Origin of the sequence: Sedimenticola thiotaurini, from assembly GCF_001007875.1 — a bacterium.
Lineage (GTDB): Bacteria > Pseudomonadota > Gammaproteobacteria > Chromatiales > Chromatiaceae > Sedimenticola > Sedimenticola thiotaurini.
The window spans coordinates 762,185-786,450 of the sequence record NZ_CP011412.1; the positions used below are offsets into that span (position 1 = coordinate 762,185).

Here is a 24,266-nt window from a genome sequence, read left to right on the forward strand (position 1 = left end):
AGAATGGTCCCTTCAAAAAGATTACAACCGGTTCAACGGGTAGCCCAGTCCAAGGAGGATGAAGCGGCACGTGAGTTAGGTGATTCCCGGCGTCGAATGCATGATCAGGAGGCGAAACTGGGTGATCTTAAGCGTTACCATCAGGAGTATCTTGAGCGGTTTGAAACAACCGCACGTCAGGGCATGTCTGCCAAGCAGATGCAGGAGTATCGGGTGTTCCTGGCGAAGCTCGATCGGGCGATTCAGGAGCAGGAGAAAGTGGTGCTGGCGAGCAAGAACGAGTGTGTCACCCGTAAAGAGCAGTGGCAGCAGAAGCATGTGCGTACCCAGGCGCTGGGCAAGGTGATGGACCGTTTCCGTACAGCGGAGCAGAAAGAGGTGGAGAAACGGGAGCAGGCGGAGACCGATGACCGCAACCAGCGCACACCCCGTTAGTCTGGCTCCTTATCTTCCCTGAAACCCGGCGGCCTCTTGCCGGATACCAGGTAGGCAAAGGCGATCACTTCAGCGATCGCCCGGTAGAGTGATTCGGGAATCTCATCCCCCAATGGAATCTGTGCCAGGATGGCGGCCAATTGCGGATCATTTTCCAGTGGAATGTTATGTTCCCGCGCCAACTGGAAGATCTGTTCTGCCAGTTTTCCCTCACCCTTGGCCGTGATACGGGGCGTATTCTCACCATCATAGAGCAGTGCAACGGCCACATCGGGTGTCTGGTCGTAAGTTTCACTCATGCCCGTTCATCCAACAGTGGCAAAGGGGAGGGGGGCTGGTCGGCTCGCTTGTTGGTGGCAACGCCCTGGCCGGCAGAGAGTTTTCCAACTTGCAGCCCCGCTTTGATAAATGCCTCCCGGAGAGTGGGCAGCAGTTGTTCGATACGGTTGGCGCCTTCCGGTTGCTCAGCGATAAAGTGGCTGGAGATCTCCTCTCCACTCAAACTGAGCCGGGCTGAGACCGGGCCGGTTGGCTCAATATTGAAGTTGAGAGTGACCGACCAGCGATCCCCCTCCTGCCCGGCCGGCTTGGCCTCTCTTCCAAACTGGATCAGAAACTCATCATGGCCATCAGGATGGGGGATGGGTAGCTCAAACTGCCAGAACTGCCTGGGATTGTTCTCGTCCGGCATGGATGCCAGCTGATGTAGTTGCACTCTCGCCAGGGCGCCTTCAGCCTTCTGATGCAGTTCAGCAAACAGCTTCGCCGCCAGCAGCTGCAGGGCGGCCCCTGCATCACCCCGGATGGCTGCGGAGTTTGCTCCCATCTGCAGCATCGGTTGCAACATCTCCAGCAGTTTCAGCAAGTTGCCCTTCATATCCTGCTGGGCTTCCAGGCCTTTGAGCAGATGGGGTTCCATAAACAGGCCGGACTGCAAAAATGCCTGGCGAATGGCGCTGCCTGTTACCGGCTGGCCGGTGGGCAGCAGCTGGTTGATCAGCTGACTAAGCTGCCGGGCCAGCTCATTGGTGGAGCCGCTGTTGCGGCCGCTTTGTGCAGTCAGGCCTGGCTCGCCCTGCAGGGCGCTGGCAAGCAGTTGCAGGTTGCGCTCCAGTCCATTAGGGCCGTTGGATTGTCCTGGCAACGCTTGCCCAGTCAGTTGTAGTAGTTGCTGGAAAAGTTTGCCAACTGCATTCTGGGTCCCGGCGGGGAGGCCGCCATTGGCACTACCGGATAGGGATGGGGTACTGAGTGCCTTCAGACTGTCGAGCAATTGATTCAGTGGTAGCTGTTTTGGCAGAACATCTTTAAGGGCCAGTGCCCGGGTGCTGGCGGCAGTCGCCTCCCGGACTACCTGGAACTCCGGCATGTTGCCCGACTTGACCACATCCAGGGTGAGCTGCTGGCCGGTTGCCAGTTGTATGCCGGTTTTTACCGGCACCGATACGCCGCCCACATTCAGTTGGGCAATACCTTTACTGGCTGGTGCCTCCACCACGGCCTGCACTACCTGCCCCGGACGCAACTGCTGCAAGGCGTTTGCACGGGTTTGCTCGATAAAGAGTCGTGGATTGGAAATCGGGTCCGTGATTTGCATGTCAATGTTAGGTATAAAGGGCTGATGTTAGTTTAGTTTATCGACCGACCGGTCGATAGGTTAAATTGAATCGCTTCGGCTTGGCGTGGCGATCGATAGCGTAGAGTGACAATGACAGAAAAAAAGAGCGAGTCCAAAAAGCAGAAGCTCTGGTATGTGCGGCGTGATGGTGAGATTAAGGGCCCCCACCCACCAGGCGCCATCAGGCGATTTGTCCTGCTTGGCCGGGTGCGTGTCGACGATGAGGTCAGTATCGATAAGATCGACTGGCTGCCGGTTTCCAAGGTTCCCGATGTGGTTCCCCCGGAAATCCGGAAGGCGTTGGAGATCGGGGACAAGGAACTGCTGATCACTTCCAGGCTGCGGGAGGATGAACGGAACGGCCGTGAACGTCGGGTAGCGGCCGATGATCGCACCTACCGCCAACGCAGGAAGGGGGAGCGGCGCCAGGCTGAACTGGAGATTATCCAGAACCATCGGCAGGCCAAGATAGACCTGCTGGAACGACGTCGAAAAAAACCCCTGCCACTGTTCAGCATGATTATCGTTGGCACCCTGGTGTTACTGGCTGTCGGTTTTGGAATCTACCTGGGTGCCCCGGCGTCCATACCGGATCCGGACTGTGACAGCCAACCTGCTCCCGGGGTCAACTGGCGTAACTGCAAGCTGGATGGGTTACAGCTGGAGAGCGCTGAACTGGATGGGGTGCAACTGAGTAACGGATCGGTCCGCGGGGCGAAACTGTCCGGGGGTAAATTCAATCACGGTGATATGCAGTATGTGGATCTGTCTGAATCCGACCTCAGTTATGCGGAGCTGAAAAGCGCCTCCATGAAAGGGGCTACATTGAGGTATACCGATCTCTCTTACGCGGATCTCAGTGGTGCGGACCTCAGCTTTGCCGACCTCACCGGAGCCAATCTGGGCGGGGCGGCCATTAAACAGGCCCGTCTGGATAACGCTATCTGGATCAATGGCGCCCTGTGTCAGCCCGGCTCACTGGGAAGCTGTCTGATCAAGCCCTAATTGTGGTTGTCACGCGGAGGAATGGACTCGGTCCTGTAGCGGGAGACCCGCAGAGTTTCTGACCAGTGGCCGGCCGGCAGTCCCGCCTTCAGCTTCAGCTGGGTGACAAATGTTCGGGGATCTGGAAGCTGTTCCCAGACCGACGGCAGGAATGTGCCCCGGTGATAGCCGTCTTCCAGAATCAGACCATCGACCCCCGGCTCCAGCTGTTGGATCAGTTCCTCTTCCGATCCGATCTCCAGAGGTTCTGCCGGGGTCAGCAGCGAGATGTGCAACTCCAGAAGTGGCAGTTCAGTGCCGCTTACCGGCGGGAAGCGGGGGTCTTCGAAAGCGGTCGAGTAGGCGTTGGCAGCCACATCGGCGACCACCGCCTGGGTGGCTTCCAGGTGACCAATGCAGCCGCGCAATTGGCCCCGCTTAAGGAGTGTGACAAAGGAGGCGCGCTGCTGTTGCAGGGGGGCGGAAAACTCTGTTGGGTCTACCGGCAAGGGCGTGCGCTGTTCCAGGCCGTGTCGGATGGACGCCTCGGCTATACGCAGCAGATTCTCCTGATCGGCTTTGCTCAACGGTTCGTTCGACTGCTTAACTGAACACATAGGCCCCGTACCCCACAACCCGATCACGGGGACCGGCGGTATCTCCAGAGTTGCGTAGATCCAGAGTTCTGGCTTTCAGGCCATGTTTTTTTGCCACCAACAGCAGTCCACTGACCGGTGTCCTGCCGCAGGCGCTGTGATAGGTGAGCGCCTCCGGTTGCAGCGCCTCGATGGCCTGGGAGGTTTTTTGATCCATTTCAGTGGCACTTTCATAATCCAGGTAGTGGCTCAGATCGGAACTGATCACAATCAGGTTTTCCGGCACGTCCCAGGTCTGCTCGAGAATCTCAGCCACCTGTGGTGGGCTGGCATCCCCCACCAGGAGCGGTACGATTTTAAAATCAGTCAATATTTCCTGCAGGAAAGGCAGTTGGACCTCGATACTGTGCTCATCCCGGAACGCGTCATCGTTGAGCTGCAGGGAAGGTGAGCAGGCGATTTTCCCCAGCAACTCCTGGTCGACCGGAATCAGGCCCAGGGGTGTCTCAAAATGGGTGGCCGAACTGTAGGCGATACCGCGAAACGCGACCCGATGGGCCGGTGCCAGCAGAATGACCCGGTGAATGTCGCTACTGTTCAGCAGCGTGGCATAGGCGCTGCCGGCAATGGGGCCCGAGTAGATGTAACCGGCATGGGGGGCAATCAAGGCCCTGGGTCTGGTGTCGCTGACAGGCCTGGCAGCATCAATAAATTGCTGTACTTGTCGATGCAGCGTTTCCGGTTCTGCAGGATAGAAGGCGCCTGCCACCGCCGAATGCTTGATTGTTCTGCTCATTGCGTTATCCCGACTTGTTTCATGCAACGAATATTCGATGAAATTTTACATCTAAAGTGTAGAGTATGAGTACTTAAGTGGGGGTGTAACATGCAATTGAAAGAAACGGACCATCCGACCATCTATTGGCATACCCTGGAGGATGGCCGGGTCCAATGTGATCTCTGTCCACGGGAATGCAAACTGCGGGAGGGGCAGCAGGGACTCTGTTTTGTGCGCGCTTGTCATGACGGCAAGGTGGTCCTTACCACTTACGGACGATCCAGTGGCTTCTGCGTGGATCCGATTGAAAAGAAACCGCTCAACCACTACCTGCCGGGGACTCCGGTGCTCTCATTCGGCACCGCCGGCTGCAACCTGAGTTGCCGCTTCTGCCAGAACTGGGATATGAGTAAATCCCGGGAGATGGATACCCTGGCCGATGCCGCTTCCCCGGAAACGATTGCCGCAACAGCAAAACGGCTCGGCTGTCGCAGCATCGCCTTTACCTATAACGATCCGGTCATCTTCATGGAGTATGCCGTGGATACCGCCATCGCCTGTCATGCCCAGGATATCCGGACGGTCGCTGTGACCGCCGGTTACATCAGCCCGGAGCCCCGGGTGGAGTTCTTCCGGCACGTGGATGCGGCTAATGTGGACCTCAAGTCGTTCAATGAGAGGTTTTACCACAAGCTGACCGGCGCCCACCTGCAACCGGTACTGGATACGCTGGTCTACCTCAAGGAGCAGACCCGGGTCTGGTTCGAACTGACCACCCTGTTGATACCTGGAGAGAACGACAGCGACGAAGAGCTTGACCGGATGACCCGCTGGGTAGTGGCGAATCTGGGACCGGACGTGCCGATGCACTTTTCCGCTTTCCATCCGGACTGGAAGATGCGGGATTATCCGCCCACACCACCGGCGACCCTGAGCCGGGCCCGGCAGATCGCACTGAGTAACGGTGTCCACCATGCCTACACCGGCAATGTGCATGATTCAGCGGGTGGCAGCACCTATTGCAGCAGTTGCGGCAAGCTGCTGATTCAGCGGGACTGGTATGAACTGGGCGAGTGGCATCTGACCCCTGATGGGCGCTGTGCCTACTGTGGGGAAACCTGTGCGGGAGTGTTTGAAGCGACGCCGGGTGACTGGGGCGCCAGGCGTATGCCGGTGCGCCTGGATCAAGGGATGTGAATTCGGCTGTCCGGATCACACAACAGCAGGAGATTGAGACTGGATAGGCGATCCCGGTTCCGGGATAATGCCCGCTTTTTGCAGGAAACAATACCGGCATGTGGTTCAAGAACCTCCAGATTTTCAGACTCCTTACCCCGTTCGAACTCACCCCCGAAGCACTGCACGAACAGTTGTTGGCCCGGGCGGCGAAAAGCTGTGGCAGCCTGGAGCCGGCCTCGTTCGGCTGGCAACCACCACTGGGGCGTGGGGCGGAACTGCTTACCCATGCGGCCAACGGCTGCATTATGATCTGTGCCCGGCGTGAAGAGCGGCTGCTGCCTGCATCCGTGGTGCGCGAGATGCTGGATGAGAAGGTGGCCGCTATCGAGGAGTCGGAGGCGCGCAAGGTGCGGCGCAAAGAGCGGGAGGAGATCAAGGATGAGCTTATTCACGACCTGCTGCCCCGGGCCTTTGTGAAATCCTCCCACCACTACGCCTATATCGATACGGAACAGAACTGGCTGGTGGTGGATGCGGCCAGCAGTAAACGGGCCGAGGAGCTGGTCAGCCTGCTGCGGGAGACCCTCGGCACACTGCCGGCAAAGCCGCTGGAAGTGGCCCAGTCTCCGGCCTCCGTCATGACCGCCTGGCTGAACGGGGCGCTCTCTTCGGCAGAATTCCTGGTTCAGGATGAGTGTGAACTGCGGGATACGGTGGAAGAGGGGGGCATCATCCGCTGCAAACAGCAGGACCTGGAGGGCGATGAGCTACGCATCCACCTGGAAGCCGGCAAGCAGGTGGTGAAGTTGGCCCTGGAGTGGGGCGAGCGGCTCGGATTCGTACTGTGCGATGACATGGCGATCAAACGGCTGAAGTTTCTCGATCTGATCCTGGAGGAAGCGGCCTCGGCGGAAGCCGAAGATGCCGCCACCCGGTTCGATGTGGATTTTGCCCTGATGAGCCTGGAGCTGAGGCGCTTTATCGCCCGTCTGGTGGAGACCTTTGGCGGGCTGGCAGAGGCGGAGTGAGTTTACGATTGCTCGGATAGGTGACGCCGCCGGGCGGGGTGCGGGGAGCAGCAACTTGGTTTGCATTCGACGCCGCTCACCGCGCCTTGCCCGGGGGAGTGTCCAGCGGGCTTCAGGGCAGGGTGACCGGCACCGGCGGCTGCCAGTTTTCTGCCCGGTGTTCAGCCACCACGGTGGTGTAGATGCCGCCGCGAACATTAAAATTGGCGGTCAGACGCATGAAACGGGGCTGGGTGGCGTTCACCAGATCGGTCAGAATCTGGTTGGTTACCGCCTCATGGAAGGCACCCTCGTCGCGGAATGACCAGGCGTACATTTTCAGGGACTTCAGTTCGACGCAGAGTTTATCTGCAATATATTCGATGGTGAGTTCGGCAAAGTCGGGCTGGCCGGTTTTCGGACAGAGACAGGTGAATTCCGGTACTTCTATGCGGATGGTGTAGTCTCGCTCCGGTTGTGGATTGTCGAAAGTTTCCAGGGTCTTGCTGGGTTGGCTTGGCATGTGCGAATGTTCTCGATCTGTGGAAGAAATTCGGCGATTATACGGGAGTTGTCGGCCGGTCTGAAGCCGGCGTGTCTGAGGGCTGTGAAAACCCCTGCTACGATAATTAATTATATTTAATAAACAATAAGATAAAGTTAATTTTTAAAGTGGAATAATCAGACCTGGTTCTCTTGTATCCAGGATCGCCTAGCTGTATGTTACCGAGTCTATGCGCTTAGAAAAAATCAAACTGGCCGGATTTAAATCCTTTGTCGATCCGACGACCGTGCACATACCGAGCAATCTGGTCGGTATTGTCGGGCCAAATGGCTGTGGTAAATCCAATGTGATCGATGCCGTTCGCTGGGTGATGGGGGAGAGTTCCGCCAAGATGCTGCGTGGCGAATCGATGGCGGATGTCATCTTCAACGGTTCCACCAGTCGCAAGCCGGTCGGTACCGCCAGTATCGAATTGGTGTTCGACAACAGCGATGGCAAAGCCGGCGGCCAGTATGCCCAGTACAGCACCATTTCCGTCAAACGCCAGGTCTCCCGGGATGGCCAATCCAACTATCTGATGAACGGAGTGCGTTGCCGCCGACGCGACATCACCGATCTGTTCCTTGGTACCGGCCTGGGTCCCCGCAGCTACTCCATTATTGAACAGGGTATGATTTCGCGCCTGATCGAGGCCCGGCCGGAAGATCTGCGCGCCTTCCTGGAGGAGGCCGCCGGTATCTCCAAATACAAGGAGCGTCGGCGGGATACGGAAAACCGGATCCGCCGCACCAAGGAGAATCTGGATCGACTGAATGACCTGCGGGAAGAGATCGCCAAGCAGCTCCAGCACCTGCAACGCCAGGCCAATACTGCCGAGCGTTACAAGGAGTACAAGGAGCAGGAGCGCCGGCTCCAGGCGGAACTGCTGGCGCTGCGTTGGCGTGCCATGGATGAGGATATCAAGCGGCGCGACAAGGAGATTCTGGAGAAAGAGACCGACCTTGAGGCGGCCATCGCCAAGCAACGGCGCCTGGAAGCGGAGATCGAACGGGACCGGAGTGCACATACTGAAGCGAATGACAATTTCAACGAGGTGCAGGGCCGTTTCTACGCGGTGGGCAGTGAAATCGCCCGCCTGGAGCAGTCGATCCAGTACGCCAAGGAGAGCCGTGCCCAGTTTGAACACGATCTGCACCAGACCGAGCAGGCCTGGCAGGAGTCCAGCGATCATCGTCAGCAGGATGAAGCGCGCCTGGCAGAGCTGAACGCCAACCTGGCGGAGCAGGAGCCTCTGCTGGAGCAGGCCCGGGAGATTGAACAGGAGTCAGTGGCCCGGCTGGCTGAAGCGGAACAGGCTATGCAGGCCTGGCAGAATGAGTGGGAGCAGTTCAACCATCAGGCGGCGGAGCCGGCCCAAACGGCCCAGGTGGAACGCACCCGTATCAATCACCTGGATGAAAAAAGCAACCAGACCCAGCGCCGGCTTGAGCGTTTTACCGAGGAGCTGGAGCGACTGAACGATCCGCAATTGATGGAGAGTATCGAGAATCTGGAGCTGCAGGAGCAGGAGCGGGAAGAGCAGGCCGCATTGCAGCAGGAGAAGCTGGCTGAGGCGGCGGAAAAAATTACCACGCTCCGTCAGCAGAATCAGGTCGCCGGGCAACTGCTGGATGAGGCCCGTGCCGCCCTGCAGACCGCCCGGGGCAGATACGCCTCCCTGGAGGCGCTGCAGCAGGCGGCTTTGGGCAAGCAGGAGCAGGCGGTCACCGAGTGGTTGGAGACCCAGGAGTTGGGCAACGCCTCCCGGCTGGCTCAGGAGATCGAAGTGGAGGATGGCTGGCAACAGGCGGTGGAGACTGTACTGGGCTTCCACCTGCAGTCGGTCTGCAGCGATGGTTTAGCCAATCTGGAATCGGTACTGGATACCCTGAAGAGTGGTTCACTCTCCCTGTTCGATACCAGTGTCAGGGCTGAAAACGGGCCGGCTACAGCCGATGCTCTGTCCAGGCGGATCCAATCGCCCTGGCCACTGGAGAGCCTGCTGGCGGGTGTTCGAACCGCCGACAACCTGGCCCAGGCGTACACCCTGCGTGACAGCCTGAAGCCGGGGGAATCGGTCATTACGCCGGATGGTGTCTGGCTGGGCAGGAACTGGCTGCGCCTCAACCGGGGTGAGGATGAAACCTCCGGTGTGTTGGCGCGGGAGCAGGAGATCCGTCAGCTCGGGGAGCAGATTGAACAGCTTCTGGACCAGGTGGCGCAGACCGAGGCGACCCTGGCTGATGGGCGTGAACAGTTGCGCATGGCGGAACAGGAGAAAGAGCAGGCCCAGAAACAGCTTGATGAGATCAAGCACGGCATCTCGGAGTTGCGCTCCCAACTGGCTGGAAAGCGTACCCGGGCCGAGCATCTGAAACAGCGCGGTGAATCCATACAGCGGGAGATGGAGGAGTTGCGTGCCCAGGCGGAGCAGGACCGGGAGGAGCTGGAGCTGTCCCGGGCCCGACTGCATGCCGCCCTGGAGGAGATGGAGACTCTCAGTGAGCGCCGGGAACGGCTGGTGGAGCAAAGGGAAAGCCACAACAGCCTGCTCAGTGAGATCCGGGAGGAGACCGCCCGCCAACGCAACCAGTCCCACAGTATCGCCCTGCAGATCGAATCCATGCGTAGCTCACAGGCGTCCCTGACCCAGAGTCTGGAACGGATGCGAGGGCAACTGGCCCATCTCACCGCCCGTCGAGAAGAGCTGAAACAGTCGCTGGAAGAGGGGCAGGAGCCGCTGCTGGAGAAAGGCGAGGAGCTGGAGCGGCAGCTGGCCCTGCGAGTCGAGGTTGAAGCCGAGCTGGCCAAGGCGCGAACCACCCTGGAAGAGATTGATGCCCGGGTCCGCCGTATGGAGCAGGAGCGCTCCGCCTGCGAACAGGAGGTAATACGCCAGCGCACCAGCATGGATCAGGCGCGGATGGCCCGGCAGGAGGTGCTGATCCGTTGCAAGACCCTGGAAGAGCAGCTGAAAGAGACCGGTTTTCAGCGCGAACAGCTGTTTCTTGAACTGCCGGGCGAGGCCACTATCGAGACCTGGCAGCAAAATGTGGAACAGATGGAAGCCCGTATCCGGCGTCTCGGCCCCATCAACCTGGCGGCCATCGACGAGTTCCAGGAGCAGTCTGAGCGGATGAATTACCTGGATGCCCAGCACGCTGATGTGACAGAGTCGCTGGAAACGCTGGAGAACGCCATCCGAAAAATTGACCGGGAAACCCGTACCCGTTTCAAGGAGACCTTCGACAAGGTCAACAGTGGCTTGCAGGAGAAATTCCCCAAGCTGTTTGGTGGCGGGCACGCCTATCTGCAGTTGACCGGAGAGGACCTGCTCGATACCGGCGTTACCGTAATGGCTCGACCGCCCGGCAAGCGCAACTCCAGTATCCATCTGCTGTCCGGTGGTGAAAAGGCGCTCACCGCGGTGGCATTGGTATTTGCCATTTTTGAACTGAATCCGGCGCCCTTCTGTATGCTGGACGAGGTGGATGCACCGCTGGACGATGCCAATGTGGGGCGTTTCTGTGAACTGGTCAAGTCTATGTCGGAGCAGGTGCAGTTTATCTTTATCAGTCACAATAAACTGACCATGGAGATAGCCAACCAGCTTACCGGTGTTACCATGCATGAGCCGGGTGTATCGCGCCTGGTGTCAGTGGATATCTCTGAAGCGGCCGAGCTGGCCGCGATGTAACCCAGGACCCCGGGTGTGATCGATTTAACCAAAAAGCTTACAAAAACCGGGTTGGGCGCTGTACTATCAACAGCCACCACCGTGACATTTGTGAATCCGTAAACGAATGGATGCCGATATACTACGTCTGATTCTGTTTCTCGCCGGCGTGGGCCTGATTCTGGGGATCTATTTCTGGGATCGCCATAAAAAGGTCAATGCCCGGGTGCATGCCATACGCAAAGCGCAACAGGAGCGATTTGAGTCGCCTGATGTGCCGGCTGAACGGGTCGATCCCCACTGGAGTGACGCACCAGAAGATGGGGCGGATGACCGGCAGCCGGTTGAACCGGCCCTCACCGAGGCCCTGGACGATGACCAACTGGAGACAGAACTCAGGCAACTGGATAGCGTGGCCCACGAACCCGCGGACCAGGTGGATCCTGCCATGCAACAGGAGTCTTTCTCATTTACCGCCGAAGACCCCGATGATCAGCTGGATGAGCTGCTTCAGGAGGGTCTCCCGGGACTGATACTGCAGATCCACGTGGTGGCGACAAACGGACACTTCTCAGGTGAACAGATAGAGCAAGTGGCCCGGGATGTGGAGCTTGAATACGGCGACATGAATATTTTTCATCGCTATGACACCAGCGGCAGCAAGCGCCGGGTGGTCTTCAGTATGGCCAGCATGGTGGAACCGGGCGTGTTTCCGCTGGACAGGATGGAGGAATTCACCACGCCTGGTCTGGCGCTGTTTGGTCAGCTTCCCGGGCCGAAGGATGGCTTGGTTGCCTTCTCTGATATGCTGTTTACCGCGGAACGGCTGGCGGCCCTGCTGGATGGGGAGTTGCAGGACGAGACCCATAGTGTTCTGAGTAAGCAGACCATTGAGCATATTCGGGAACGCATCCGGGAACACCGCAGACAGCTTCAGCTGGCCCTTAGTAAACGATGACAATACCTGCCGAGATCCAGCGTCGCGTAGAGCAGCTGCGCGAGCAGCTCAACCAGCATAACTACCGCTATTACGTTCTGGACGATCCCGAGGTTCCGGATAGTGCCTATGACCGGCTGATGCGTGAGCTTCAGGCGCTGGAGCAGCAATATCCGCAACTGATCGATCCCGCTTCCCCTACACAGCGGGTCGGTGCCCAGCCCCTGGAGGGGTTCGGCGAGGTACAGCACCGGATTCCGATGTTATCGCTGGATAACGCCTTTTCCGAAGAGGATATGATCGATTTTGATCGACGGGTCCGGGAGCGCCTTGGGGGTGTGGAAAAGGTTGTCTATACCGCAGAACCGAAACTTGACGGTCTGGCGATCAGCCTGCGCTATGAATCCGGCCTGCTGGTACAGGCATCCACCCGAGGAGACGGCAGCCGGGGCGAGGATGTGACCCTCAACGTCCGAACCATCCCCTCTGTACCGCTGCGATTGCTGGGCAGTGACTGGCCGGAAGTTTTGGAGGTGCGGGGGGAGATCTATATGCCCCTGGCCGGTTTTGCCAAGCTCAATGAGCAGGCCAGGATCCGCGGGGAGAAGGGTTTCGCCAATCCACGCAATGCGGCGGCCGGCAGTCTGCGGCAACTCGATCCGAAAATCACTGCGCAACGTCCGTTGGCCATGTACTGCTACGGTTTTGGCGAGATCACGGGCGGCCCGCTGGCAACTACCCAGAGTGAAAGCATCCGGCGTTTAGCCGATTGGGGCTTGCGGGTCTCACCGGAGATGCGCACGGTGGAAGGAGCGACCGGCTGTCTGGATTATTATCGGGAAATCAGTGAACGACGCCCCACCCTGGATTATGAGATCGACGGGGTGGTGTTTAAGGTGGATAACCTGGAGCAACAGGCGCAACTGGGCTTTGTCTCCCGGGCTCCCCGTTGGGCCATTGCGCAGAAATTCCCCGCCCAGGAGGAGATGACCCGCCTGTTGGCGATCGATATCCAGGTGGGCAGGACCGGGGCACTGACCCCGGTCGCCCGGCTGGAGCCGGTCAACGTGGCCGGTGTAACGGTAACCAATGCCACGCTGCATAATGAAGAGGAGATCCGGCGCAAGGATATCCGGGTCGGTGACCGGGTGGTTGTTCGCCGGGCAGGGGACGTGATTCCCCAGGTGGTACGTTCCATTCCTGAACAACGGCGCAGCGATCTACCAGTGTTCAGGATGCCTGAGCAGTGTCCGGTCTGTGGTTCTGACGTAATTCGTGATGCGGATGAAGCGGTGGTCCGTTGCAGTGGCGGGCTGTTCTGTCCCGCCCAGCGGCGCCAGGCGATCCGGCATTTTGCTGCCCGCCGGGCCATGGATATCGAGGGGCTGGGAGACAAACTGATCGATCAGTTGGTGAGCCGCGGTATGGTGGAGACACCGGCAGACCTGTTCCATCTTCGGTTGGAAGAACTGGAGCAGATGGAACGGATGGGTCGCAAATCCGCCACCAATCTGCTGGAGGCCCTGGAGAAGAGCAAGCAAACCAGTCTGGGGCGTTTTCTGTTCGCCTTGGGTATCCGGGAGGTGGGGGAGACCACCGCCCAATCCCTGGCCAATCACTTTGGTGACTTGGAGCCGATCATGCAGGCGGATACGGAAGCGCTATTGCAAGTGCCGGATGTGGGTCCAGTGGTGGCCCAGCACCTGATCACCTTCTTTCGCCAGGAACACAATCGCGAGGTGATTCAGGCGCTGATTGATGCGGGGGTGAGCTGGGAGCCGATTGTCGTGCCTGATGCCGAGAGTCTGCCACTGGCCGGCAAGGTGTTTGTGATTACCGGAACCCTCAGCCAACCCAGGGATCAGATAAAGGCACAGTTGATCGCACGGGGCGCCAAGGTAACCGGCAGCGTCTCGAAAAAGACCGATTATCTGGTGGCGGGTGCCGAGGCCGGCTCCAAACTGGCCAAGGCAGAATCACTGGGTGTGGCTATTCTGGATGAAGCGGGGCTGGCCCGGCTGTTGGAGCTGTAGGCTGACGTAGCCAGGATTCCGCTGAATCTATCTAACCCATTGTTTTTATTGTTTACTTGTGTCCTGTTTAGGGCTAAGCTGTGCGGTCATTTTTTTCCTGCCCTGTTTTGTATTTCTGGAGACTCCAGTGAGTTCAGCCAAAAACCTGATTTTTCATATTCGGCCGGGAGGTAGCCTGAAGGGTACCCTGCGTGTGCCGGGTGACAAATCGATCTCGCACCGTTCGATAATGTTGGGGTCACTGGCCGAGGGGACGACCCATATCAGCGGGTTTCTGGAGGGCGATGACAGTCTGGCGACGCTGCGGGCGTTTCGTGCCATGGGCGTGGAGATCAGTGGCCCGGTAGATGGGAACGTGGCGATTCAGGGAGTCGGTATGCATGGCCTCAAACTGCCAACCGGTCCGTTGGATCTGGGTAACTCGGGTACCTCCATGCGCCTGCTGGCCGGATTGCTGGCCGGGCAGGGGCTGAAACTGACGTTGATCGGTGACCGTTCGCTCTCCAGTCGGCCGATGCGCCGGGTGACCGATCCGTTACGGAGCATGGGGGCGCAAGTGGAGACCACGGAACAGGGAACGGCGCCCCTGACCATATACCCGGTGGACCACCTGAACGGAATCGATTATCCGCTGCCGGTCGCCAGTGCCCAGATCAAGTCCTGCCTGCTGCTGGCCGGACTCTATGCCACAGGAGAGACCCGGATAACCGAACCGGCGCCTACCCGGGATCACACCGAGCGAATGCTGAGTGGCTTTGGCTACCCGGTTCAGCGCAGCGGGGCAACCGCCGCCCTGCAGGGAGGCGGAAAACTGACGGCCTGTGATATCGATATTCCGGCGGACATCTCTTCGGCGGCTTTTTTTATGGTTGGCGCCAGCATTGCACCCGGATCGGATGTTCTGCTGCAACACGTGGGAATCAATCCGACCCGGGATGGGGTCATCAATATCCTGCGACTGATGGGGGCTGATATCGAGGTTCTGAACCAGCGTGATGTGGGTGGCGAGCCGGTGGCGGATCTGCGGGTCCGTTCTGCGGATCTGCACGGTATCCGTATACCAGAAGATCAGGTTCCCCTTGCCATTGACGAGTTTCCGGCTCTGTTTATTGCCGCAGCTTGTGCCCGGGGTGAAACACTCCTCACCGGAGCGGAAGAGTTGCGGGTCAAGGAGAGTGACCGTATTCAGGTGATGGCTGATGGTCTGGCCGCTGTAGGTGTGGAGGCAATGCCCACGCCTGGCGGGATCGTGATTCAGGGTGGCCGGATAGGTGGCGGCAGAATCAACAGCCATGGTGATCATCGGATCGCCATGGCGTTTGCCATGGCTGCCCTGCGCTCCGAAGGTGAGATTCTGATTGATGACTGCAGCAATGTGAACACCTCGTTCCCGGGGTTTGTGGCGCTGGCCTCCGGCGCCGGACTGGATATAGAGCAGAGCGAGGAGAATTGAATGGCTCCCATTATCACAATCGATGGGCCAAGTGGCTCCGGAAAGGGGACCATCGCCAGCCGACTTGCCGGGATTCTGGGATGGCGTTGTCTGGATAGTGGGGCGCTTTACCGGCTGCTGGGATACGCCGCAGGTCAGGCTGGTATCAGTCTCGATAACGCCGATGAACTGGCCCGATTGGCCCTTGATATGCGTATTGAGTTCCGGGATGGCCAGGTGCTGCTGGATGGTGAGGATGTCACTCTGGCGATCCGCAGTGAGCAGGCAGGCAATGCCGCTTCCAAGGTGGCTGCGCTGCCAGAGGTTCGGGCGGCGTTACTGGCCTGGCAGCGGGCGTGTGCCGTTGAGCCGGGACTGGTAGCGGACGGCCGGGATATGGGCAGTGTGGTTTTCCCGGGGGCGGATGTGAAGATTTTTCTTGATGCCAGTGCGGAAGAGCGCGCTCAACGTCGATATAAGCAGTTGATAGAGAAGGGTTTAAGTGCTAATCTACAGAGTCTGGTTGCGGAGATTCGTGAACGGGATGACCGGGATCGTAACCGCAGTGTAGCGCCACTCATGGCCCCGGAAGGGGCGTTGATTGTGGATTCAACTGCACTCTCTATTGATGAGGTGCTGGAGAGAGTCCTGGACCGGGTCTATCAGATCCTGCCGGAACTCAAGTGACAGGTGGCCCGTTAAGGGCTGTTTTTTTAACTTCAACCCCGTCGGCCTGAAGATTTTATACAGGTCGATACAGTAATCGGTTCGCCGATTAGGATTATTAACCCATGACCGAAAGCTTTGCTGAACTTTTTGAAGAGAGCGTCGCGCAAACTCAGCTGCGCACCGGTGCCATTATTGTCGGCACCGTACTGGAAATCACCAATGACGCCGTAATTGTCAATGCCGGACTGAAATCCGAGGGTGTTATACCCAAGAGCCAGTTTCTGAATCTGGATGGAGAGATTGAAGTCGCCGTTGGTGATCAGGTCGAGGTAGCTCTCGACGCTGTCGAAGATGGATTCGGTGCAACCCGTCTTTCCCGTGAAAAGGCCAAGCGCCATCACGCCTGGAAGGTCCTCGAGACAGCATTTGAAGCAGAGGAGAACGTAACCGGCCGCATTAATGGCAAGGTTAAAGGTGGCTTCACTGTTGAGTTGGGCGAGATTCGCGCCTTCCTCCCCGGCTCACTGGTCGATGTTCGCCCGGTTCGGGATACCACTTACCTGGAAGGTAAGGACCTCGAATTCAAGGTAATTAAACTGGATCAGCGTCGTAATAACGTCGTGGTTTCCCGTCGTGCCGTTGTTGAGACTGAGTACAGTGCTGAACGTGAAGCGCTGCTGGAGAGTCTGCAGGAAGGCATGGAGATCAAGGGTATTGTCAAGAACCTCACCGACTATGGTGCTTTTGTGGATCTTGGTGGTATCGATGGTCTGCTGCATATCACCGATATGGCCTGGAAGCGTGTCAAGCATCCGTCCGAAGTGGTGGAGATCGGTGATGAAATTACCGTTAAGGTGCTTAAGTTCGATCGTGAGAAACAGCGTGTGTCACTGGGTCTGAAACAGATGGGTGATGATCCCTGGACCAATCTGGCTCGCCGTTATCCGGAGAACACCCGTCTGTTCGGTAAGGTGACCAACCTGGCTGACTACGGCTGCTTCGTCGAGATCGAAGAGGGTGTTGAAGGTCTGGTTCACGTCTCCGAGATGGATTGGACCAATAAGAATATTCATCCCTCCAAGCTGGTTCAGCTGGGCGATGAGGTTGAGGTCATGGTTCTGGATATCGACGAGGAACGTCGTCGTATCTCCCTGGGCATGAAACAGTGCAAGAACAACCCCTGGGAAGAGTTTGCAGAGACCCACAAGAAGGGCGATCACGTCACTGGTAAGATCAAGTCAATCACCGATTTTGGTGTGTTCATTGGTCTCGAAGGTGGAATCGATGGTCTGGTTCACCTGTCCGACATCTCCTGGGATGAGGCCGGTGAAGAGGGTGTTCGTGACTACAAGAAGGGGCAGGAACTGGAGACTGTTGTACTCTCCGTGGACCCTGAGCGTGAACGTATCTCCCTGGGTATTAAGCAGCTGGACAAAGATCCCTTCTCGTCCTACCTGGCAAACAATGCCAAGGGCGATATCGTCAAGGGTATTGTCAAAGAAGTCGATAAACGTGGTGCGGTCATCACCCTGGCTGAAGGCATCGAGGGCTATCTGCGTAGCTCCGAGATCTCCCGCGACCGGGTGGAAGATGCACGTGCAGAGCTGAAAGAGGGAGATGAGATCGAAGCTCGTTTCCTGGGTGTGGATCGAAAGAATCGCACAATTACGCTCTCCGTCAAGGCGAAAGACTTTGCTGAAGAGCAGGAAGCGATCAAGTCCTATTCTAGTGCACCTACCGGCACCGCCACACTTGGCGATATGCTGAAAGCACAGATGGACGAAGCATCCAAGAAATGATCTGTTGCGCTAAACGCAGTTGATCGAAGTAAGCCGGGACCCGATATCGGGTCCCGGCAACATCGAGGGGATTCAAAAAGAATGACAAAATCTGAATTGATTGACGTCATCGCAAAAGAACAGAGCCACCTTGCATACCGCGATGTGGAGTTGGCTGTGAAGTGCATGCTGGAGCAGATGAGTCAAACCCTGGCTTCCGGAGAGCGTATAGAAATCCGTGGTTTTGGTAGCTTTTCTCTTCACTTCCGTCCACCAAGGCAGGGGCGTAATCCGAAGACCGGTGCATCGGTAGCACTGGCCGGAAAGTATGTGCCGCATTTTAAACCGGGTAAGGAACTGCGCGAGCGGGTAAACGAAAGTGCCGCCAGTGGCTCCAAAATTACCGGCTAACCTGATTCGGTTCGTTGAGAGTCCGTGTTGTTTAATCTGGAAGTGATGCTTCCAGATTAAATCTTCAAACAATTCTTATTGATAAGCTTTTTTCTTTTCTGACACAGGCGGCCCCGCCATGTGTGTTGCCCGAATTTTCGGGTACGTCTTCAAAGCGTCGAATCCATGAATGGCTAAATAGTGCCGGGGAAAGCTGGACAGGCCGTTATGGATCTTAATCCTCACCACACCTGCCAAGCACATGATTTGTGACGGATGAGCCCCTTTAAGTAAGCCGAATGATCTTAGCTTACTGTCGGGCTGTTTGATCAGAACAGATGGTAGGCCGGGTTGGTGTGCGGGAGTTGTTCTGGTTCCAGGCAACGGACGCCCTTAACCCGGCATCTGGTGATCTGCAGGTGAGGTCTCGATTCTGCAACTAAACGGATACAGCCATAGCCAACAAGTAGACAGAAGTTACTACCGCTACAGACAGCAGATGTAATCGGGACTCGGAACGGGACGGCCTGGTGTTCGGATTACATGCCATCAAGCTGCTAATCTGATCACGAACCTGGTCTTGCATGATATAACCGTTTTTACATTTCATGGAGTGCACCTAACGAGTCAACTGTGAAGTTAATTACGCCTTCCTTGCCCTGGTATGTGAAACGTCAGGAACATCCTTGTTCTCTAATGGTTCTATAATAGCTCAACGAGAACGAAAAGAGAACTATTTTGTTTGACGAGCATGCTTAGTGAATGATTTCAAGTGCTTAACCCACATCTCGTGATCCGGTTTTTAAACTGGTGGAAGGTGGTATGGATTTCTGGCAGGGTTTAGACGATCTCCTATATAATTCAGCTCCAGATGATCGGGACGTTATGACGCTATGCAGAACAGGAATATCGATGCTTGTGTAGAGGCGATATGTAACAAGGGGTGTCGGGTGGTTCGGCATGACATCGAATTGCTGGAACAGGGGCGGATTCTGCCGGAGCTTGTTCACTTGACTCCTCAGTCGCGTCAACAGGTGTTGGAAGAGCTTAAAAGCATCATGTCGGTTTATGGCGATAGCTGCCGGGTTTAATATGCATCGATGCCATACCTGGAAAGTCCGAAGAGCTGGTCCGCTGATTCAGAGATTTAAATTCAAATGAGCCGAGCCTGACAGCTCGGCACTGTTTTATTGTGCGTTGGTGTGAACCAGGCACACAACCGGAATCATGGCTGTAATGCAGAAAATAGTTAGCAAGATTGCTGAAGAGTTGAGTGTCGCTGCCAACCAGGTGGCGGCAGCGGTAGCGTTGCTGGATGAAGGCGCGACTGTCCCTTTTATTTCACGTTACCGTAAAGAAAAAACCGGCGGTCTGGATGATACCCAGTTACGAAATCTTGAAGAACGCCTGGGTTACTTGAGGGAACTGGAGGCTCGGCGTGAAACTGTCCTTAACAGCATCCGGGAACAGGGTAAGCTGACTGAAGCACTTGAGCGGGATATCCTTTCGGCTGAGACCAAAACCCGACTTGAAGATCTCTATCTGCCCTATAAACCGAAGCGCAGAACCAAAGCCCAGATTGCTCGCGAAGCAGGCATCGAACCCCTGGCGCTGCTACTGCTCTCCGACCCTACACGGGATCCCGCCACAGAGGCATCCGCCTATCTGAATAGTGAAGCCGGTTTCACCGACAGCAAGCTGGTGCTTGATGGCGCCAAGCAGATTCTCATGGAACGCTTTGCTGAGAATGCCGAGCTGCTGGGTAAGCTGCGTGAATACCTGTGGAACGAGGGTGTGCTCAAATCCCAGGTGGTAAAGGAGAAGGAGCAGGAGGCGGCCAAGTTCAAAGATTACTTTGATTACGCCGAGCCGATTAAACAGATTCCATCACATCGCGCACTGGCACTGTTTCGGGGACGCAATGAAGGCCTGCTGAATCTGGAGCTGGTTGTCGATGAAGAGATAACCGGCACATCTCCCTGTGAGATGACTATTGCCCAACAGTTTGGAGTAGAAGATCAGGGGCGTGCTGCGGATGGCTGGTTGAAAGAGTGTGTTCGCTGGGCTTGGCGGGTAAAAATCTTCAGCCACCTTGACCTGGAACTTAAGATGCGGCTGCGTGAAGCGGCAGAAGAAGAGGCGATTCGGGTGTTCGGTCACAACCTCAATGACCTGTTGCTGGCTGCCCCGGCAGGAAATCTGCCGATTTTGGGACTCGACCCCGGTTTGCGAACCGGAGTCAAAGTCGCTGTGGTGGACACCACGGGTAAAGTATTGGATACCGATACCATCTACCCGCATGCACCAAAGAATCAGTGGGACGCTTCGATCAATTCCCTGGCGGTGCTGTCGAAACGTCACGGCGTTCGTCTGGTGGCTATCGGGAACGGTACCGCTTCAAGGGAAACAGACCGGCTAGTGGCCGATATGATAAAGCGTCATCCCGAACTCAAGGTTCAGAAAATCATGGTTAGTGAAGCGGGTGCGTCTGTCTATTCTGCTTCTGAGCTGGCAGCGGCTGAGCTGCCGGAGCTTGATGTGACCCTGCGTGGTGCAGTATCAATTGCCCGACGCTTGCAGGATCCGCTGGCGGAGCTGGTGAAGATTGATCCTAAGGCGATTGGTGTTGGTCAGTATCAACATGATGTCAACCAGACGCGCCTGGCCCGGCAACTGGATAATGTTGTGGAGGATTGTGTTAACTCCGTAGGTGTTGATATCAATACCGCTTCTCCCGCATTGCTGGGACAGGTTTCCGGGTTAAACAAAACCCTGGCGGAAAATATTGTCAGGTATCGTGATGAGCATGGTGCGTTCAAGAACCGGAAAGCGTTACTGAAGGTGCCCAGATTGGGTAACAAAAGTTTTGAACAGGCCGCTGGTTTTCTGCGGATCAATGCTGGTGATAATCCACTTGATGCCTCCGCGGTGCACCCGGAGGCCTATCCGGTTGTTGAGCGGATTCTGCACAAGGCTGGCCGCCGGATCCAGGATGTTATTGGCGATCGGGCATTTCTTCGCACCCTCAGGCCAGAACAGTTTACCGATGAAAAGTTCGGCGTGCCGACGGTGACGGATATTATTGCCGAACTGGAGAAGCCGGGGCGTGATCCCCGCGGCGAGTTCAAGACTGCCAGTTTCCAGGACGGGATCGAGAGCTTGTCTGATCTGAAGCCCGATATGATTCTGGAAGGTGTTGTTACCAATGTCACCAATTTTGGTGCCTTTGTTGATATTGGTGTGCACCAGGATGGGTTGGTTCATATCTCTGCCATGGCGGAGAAATTTATCAAGGATCCCCGGGAAGTGGTCAAGGCCGGTGATCTGGTAAAGGTGAAGGTCATGGAAGTAGACGTTGCCAGAAAACGAATTGGTCTGAGTATGCGATTGTCAGATCAGAGTGACGGTGATAACAGAGCCAGGCGTCCTAACGATTCGGCCCGGACAACCGCGGCAAAGCCAAAACAGCGACAAGTAAAACGGCCTGCTCAGAATAATCCGCCTATGGGGGGTGCTATGGCAGCTGCGCTGGGAGATGCTTTAAAAAAACGGCGTTAGGGGTATTTGATCCCAATTACCCCGTTACTCTGTGTATACTTTGTCACTGTTTTGATCGGGTTCAGTCACAAGTAAGGTAGTGTAGGAAGTTGCGAGTAGCTCTCAGAATAGAAGTTGGATCGGAAAAAGGTGCTCGTGAAGGGGTGCCGGCCCTGTTGCGTCTGCTGGATGAGCATCAGGTCAAGGCGACATTCTTTTTCAGCCTTGGTCCTGACTATAGTCGTTATCCTTTCGGTGATCAGATCCCCAGGCTGGTCAGAAGGCACTTGCCGGCCCCCCTAATCAGCAAACGCTGCAGGAGCAATCTCCTGGCCGTGGCCGATGCAGGTCACGATATAGGCATTGCCTCCTATACCGCATCAGATTGGCATCAGGACGTGGCCTTCCAGAGCGCTGACTGGACCTATAGTGAACTGGCGTTTGCCTGCGAAGCATTTACTGATCTGTTTGGTAAGGCACCACACTGTTTTGCCGCCCTGGGATGGCAGGTCAATCCTCACTTGTTCAGTGAAGAGGAGGAACTGGGATTTGATTTTGCTTCCGATGTGCGCGGTCAGCACATATTTTTACCGGAGTCCCAGGGCGTGTCGTCAAACTGTCCCCAGATACCTACAACTCTGCCGACCCTGGATGAACTCCTGGCCCAGGAAGGAATAGACGAAGAAAACCTGCACCAATATCTCTACGCGGCATGTCAGCGCATCATGCCCAATGGCGAGGTATTCAGTCTATCTGCTGAGAGGGAGGGGATTGAACTGCTGGAGGTCTTTGAGCGATTGTTGGTTATGTGGAAAGGGGGGCAGTGGGAAATCAAGTCACTTGGCGAACTCTATAACAGCATTGCTGATGCCCCCCTGAAGAGACACCTTGTGGGATGGGGTACGGTGTATGGGCGCGCTGAGCACATCGCAATCCAAAGTACGCGGAAATGAGATAGGTCGTCCTGAGGCACTATGCTGTCACGGCTCAATAATGGGAGATTAGGTGTCGATGGAACTGCGTATTAAAAACAGCCAGCTCAAGGAGTTGGTTTATATCGCCCCCTCAAGCATCCACGGAACCGGCGTGTTCGCCAAACGGGCGTTGTCAAAGGGTGAATATATCGGTACCTATCATGGGCCGGTTGCACGCCGGAATGGCACCTACGTGCTTTGGGTCTATGATCCTGATGATGAAGAGAATGCAGTTGGTCGCAGCGGTAAGAACTATCTGCGGTTCCTTAATCATCAGATACCGGGTAACGCTGAATTTGATGGTTTTGATCTGTACGCCAGGGTAAAAATCGGGAAGAACGAGGAGATTACCTTTAACTATGAACCGGAGTAACCCATGGTGCTATGGGCGCAGCGGTGCCGGTTCTCTCCTAGTGATAACGACGCATTTGTCCTACCAGTATACCCTGTATCTGCACTTGTTCCGGCGCATAGACCATGGGCGACATATTGGCATTAGCCGGGTGTAGCACCACACGGTCAGGTTTTTGTTCTATACGTTTGAGAGTCGCTTCGCTGCCATCCACCAGGGCAACCACAATCTCACCATTGCGTGCATGATCCCGTTGTTCGATGATGATCTGATCGCCGTCAAGAATGCCCTCTTCAATCATCGAGTCACCCTTTACCTGAAGGACATAGCAGGGTCGGCTGGTGTGCAGAAAATCCGGAACCTGGACGGTTTCCCGTTGCTCAATCGCCTCAATTGGTTGACCTGCTGCAATGTAACCCAGAAACGGCAAGCCCTGATCTTCGTTCCTATCCGGGTTGGTCAGTCTTATACCCCGGCGGCGGTTATTCATCGGTTCTATCAAGCCGGCATCTATCAGGGCCTGAATCTGTTTGTGTAACGATCCCTTGGAACTCAGTCCGAGTGCGTTGCAGAGTTCATCCAGCGTGGGGGGATGGGGAAACTTATCCAGATTTGTCTGGAGGTAGTCGTAAATTTCCTGCTGTCTGCGCGTTAAATGATCGTTCATACCTGACTCCCTGTTCTAGCTTCGTTCTATTATAGTGCAAAGAGAACCAATGGGAAACAGGTTGCGGCAAATTCTTGTGTGAAATGCTGGAAACCAATGTGGGAAGTGGCGTATGGGAGAGTGTGCTGCCATTGACTATCAATAGCAGTGTATTCCGGCTTACTGCTTGTCGGAACTCAAGGCGGTGTAGCTGATCGCTTTATCCCGCTGTCATGAGTGGGAGGCCACCTTAAAACCCGATGGAGGTAGAGAATCGGTTGTGACTCCAGCGTGGAGATGATCGATATGCAAGCCGGATCTTCTGCGGTCCCGTTTACGTTTTTCGCTAAACTCTTTGGCGATCTGCTCATCCTGAAGACGCCTTCTGTCCCGCTCTGATGAGCGATGGAAAAACTTTCTGACCTCCACAATCTTGGTCCTAAACGGCTGTCCATTGAGTCTGTTTATCAACTGCAGAGCCGCAGAAGGGGGTTCGATACGGGCAACCCCATGGTACTCGACCTGTTTGGTCTGGGGATCATCAATACGCCAGATATCGCAGTGACGCAGTGTCCCTTTGGGAGAAAACTGCAGCAGGTACCATTTCGGCTTCAGTGCATCGGATATGAACTTCATCAGATGGAGACGGGTGGTCGATTTGGGTAACCTTCGAATGAAAATTTCCATACCTCAATCCTTGT

At 56.3% G+C, this 24,266-nt stretch carries 21 protein-coding genes; 14 read left to right on the forward strand and 7 right to left on the reverse strand.

Translation table 11 applies throughout. The features are described from left to right. The first annotated feature begins 3 nt into the window (after positions 1-3). Entirely contained in the window at positions 4-435 is a 432-nt protein-coding gene (fliJ, locus tag AAY24_RS03345) for a flagellar export protein FliJ (RefSeq protein WP_046858484.1), read from the forward strand. Here fliJ and AAY24_RS03350 read toward each other — a convergent pair. Both AAY24_RS03350 and fliK read right to left on the reverse strand, forming a co-directional pair. Continuing rightward, positions 432-734, reverse strand: a complete 303-nt coding sequence (locus AAY24_RS03350; protein ID WP_046858485.1) for an EscU/YscU/HrcU family type III secretion system export apparatus switch protein — start codon at positions 732-734, stop codon at positions 432-434. The two genes, fliJ and AAY24_RS03350, sit on opposite strands and share 4 nt — an antisense overlap. Continuing rightward, positions 731-2,032: a flagellar hook-length control protein FliK gene (fliK, locus tag AAY24_RS03355; protein WP_046858486.1), complete on the reverse strand. Its 1,302-nt coding sequence runs from the start codon at positions 2,030-2,032 to the stop codon at positions 731-733. Before fliK ends, AAY24_RS03350 begins: the two co-directional genes overlap by 4 nt. 111 nt (positions 2,033-2,143) lie before the next feature. Between fliK and AAY24_RS03360 the strand changes: the two genes are divergently transcribed. Beyond that, on the forward strand, positions 2,144-3,058 hold the full coding sequence (locus AAY24_RS03360; protein ID WP_046858487.1) for a pentapeptide repeat-containing protein: 915 nt from the start codon (positions 2,144-2,146) through the stop codon (positions 3,056-3,058). Here the strand turns inward: AAY24_RS03360 and amrA are convergent. Continuing rightward, entirely contained in the window at positions 3,055-3,654 is a 600-nt protein-coding gene (gene amrA / locus AAY24_RS03365; RefSeq protein ID WP_046858488.1) for an AmmeMemoRadiSam system protein A, read from the reverse strand. The genes AAY24_RS03360 and amrA overlap by 4 nt on opposite strands. Continuing rightward, on the reverse strand, positions 3,641-4,429 hold the full coding sequence (gene amrB, locus AAY24_RS03370; protein WP_046858489.1) for an AmmeMemoRadiSam system protein B: 789 nt from the start codon (positions 4,427-4,429) through the stop codon (positions 3,641-3,643). The genes amrA and amrB overlap by 14 nt, the downstream gene beginning before the upstream one ends. A 90-nt stretch (positions 4,430-4,519) precedes the next feature. On the opposite strand from amrB, the gene amrS reads away from it, so the two are divergent. Both amrS and rdgC read left to right on the forward strand, forming a co-directional pair. After that, the gene (amrS, locus tag AAY24_RS03375) at positions 4,520-5,608 is read left to right on the forward strand and encodes an AmmeMemoRadiSam system radical SAM enzyme (protein WP_046858490.1); all 1,089 of its coding nucleotides are present in this window, start codon (positions 4,520-4,522) and stop codon (positions 5,606-5,608) included. Between the two features lie 98 nt (positions 5,609-5,706). Continuing rightward, a complete protein-coding gene (gene rdgC / locus AAY24_RS03380) occupies positions 5,707-6,618 on the forward strand; it encodes a recombination-associated protein RdgC (RefSeq protein WP_046858491.1) in 912 nt (303 codons plus the stop codon). A 112-nt stretch (positions 6,619-6,730) separates the two neighbouring features. Here the strand turns inward: rdgC and queF are convergent, their stop codons facing one another. Continuing rightward, complete coding sequence (gene queF / locus AAY24_RS03385; RefSeq protein ID WP_046858492.1) at positions 6,731-7,120, reverse strand: preQ(1) synthase; 390 nt, start codon at positions 7,118-7,120, stop codon at positions 6,731-6,733. A gap of 211 nt (positions 7,121-7,331) precedes the next feature. On the opposite strand from queF, the gene smc reads away from it, so the two are divergent. From smc to AAY24_RS03440, 10 genes are all read left to right on the forward strand, one after another. Further along, positions 7,332-10,838, forward strand: a complete 3,507-nt coding sequence (smc, locus tag AAY24_RS03390; protein ID WP_046858493.1) for a chromosome segregation protein SMC — start codon at positions 7,332-7,334, stop codon at positions 10,836-10,838. A gap of 106 nt (positions 10,839-10,944) precedes the next feature. After that, positions 10,945-11,775 (forward strand): cell division protein ZipA, encoded by an 831-nt coding sequence (gene zipA, locus AAY24_RS03395; RefSeq protein WP_046858494.1) that lies wholly within the window; start codon positions 10,945-10,947, stop codon positions 11,773-11,775. Next, positions 11,772-13,787 (forward strand): NAD-dependent DNA ligase LigA, encoded by a 2,016-nt coding sequence (ligA, locus tag AAY24_RS03400; protein WP_046858495.1) that lies wholly within the window; start codon positions 11,772-11,774, stop codon positions 13,785-13,787. The genes zipA and ligA overlap by 4 nt, the downstream gene beginning before the upstream one ends. Before the next feature lie 127 nt (positions 13,788-13,914). Next, positions 13,915-15,240, forward strand: coding sequence for a 3-phosphoshikimate 1-carboxyvinyltransferase (gene aroA / locus AAY24_RS03405; RefSeq protein ID WP_046858496.1), 1,326 nt, complete (start codon positions 13,915-13,917; stop codon positions 15,238-15,240). Further along, a complete protein-coding gene (gene cmk, locus AAY24_RS03410) occupies positions 15,241-15,906 on the forward strand; it encodes a (d)CMP kinase (RefSeq protein WP_046858497.1) in 666 nt (221 codons plus the stop codon). A 104-nt stretch (positions 15,907-16,010) separates the two neighbouring features. Then, the gene (gene rpsA / locus AAY24_RS03415; protein ID WP_046858498.1) at positions 16,011-17,687 is read left to right on the forward strand and encodes a 30S ribosomal protein S1; all 1,677 of its coding nucleotides are present in this window, start codon (positions 16,011-16,013) and stop codon (positions 17,685-17,687) included. 81 nt (positions 17,688-17,768) lie between these two features. Further along, complete coding sequence (ihfB, locus tag AAY24_RS03420; protein WP_029133775.1) at positions 17,769-18,077, forward strand: integration host factor subunit beta; 309 nt, start codon at positions 17,769-17,771, stop codon at positions 18,075-18,077. Between the two features lie 1,215 nt (positions 18,078-19,292). Beyond that, a complete protein-coding gene (locus AAY24_RS03430) occupies positions 19,293-21,614 on the forward strand; it encodes a Tex family protein (RefSeq protein ID WP_046858500.1) in 2,322 nt (773 codons plus the stop codon). 155 nt (positions 21,615-21,769) lie between these two features. Then, positions 21,770-22,546, forward strand: coding sequence for a polysaccharide deacetylase family protein (locus AAY24_RS03435; protein ID WP_234422234.1), 777 nt, complete (start codon positions 21,770-21,772; stop codon positions 22,544-22,546). A gap of 58 nt (positions 22,547-22,604) precedes the next feature. Further along, the gene (locus tag AAY24_RS03440; protein WP_046858502.1) at positions 22,605-22,940 is read left to right on the forward strand and encodes an SET domain-containing protein; all 336 of its coding nucleotides are present in this window, start codon (positions 22,605-22,607) and stop codon (positions 22,938-22,940) included. A 37-nt stretch (positions 22,941-22,977) separates the two neighbouring features. Here AAY24_RS03440 and lexA read toward each other — a convergent pair whose 3' ends face one another. Together lexA and AAY24_RS03450 are read right to left on the reverse strand one after the other, a co-directional pair. Further along, positions 22,978-23,586 carry a transcriptional repressor LexA gene (gene lexA, locus AAY24_RS03445; protein ID WP_046858503.1) on the reverse strand — a complete coding sequence of 203 codons (609 nt, stop codon included), beginning with the start codon at positions 23,584-23,586 and terminating at the stop codon, positions 22,978-22,980. A gap of 210 nt (positions 23,587-23,796) precedes the next feature. Then, positions 23,797-24,252 (reverse strand): RNA recognition motif domain-containing protein, encoded by a 456-nt coding sequence (locus tag AAY24_RS03450; protein ID WP_046858504.1) that lies wholly within the window; start codon positions 24,250-24,252, stop codon positions 23,797-23,799. Positions 24,253-24,266 lie beyond the last annotated feature (14 nt).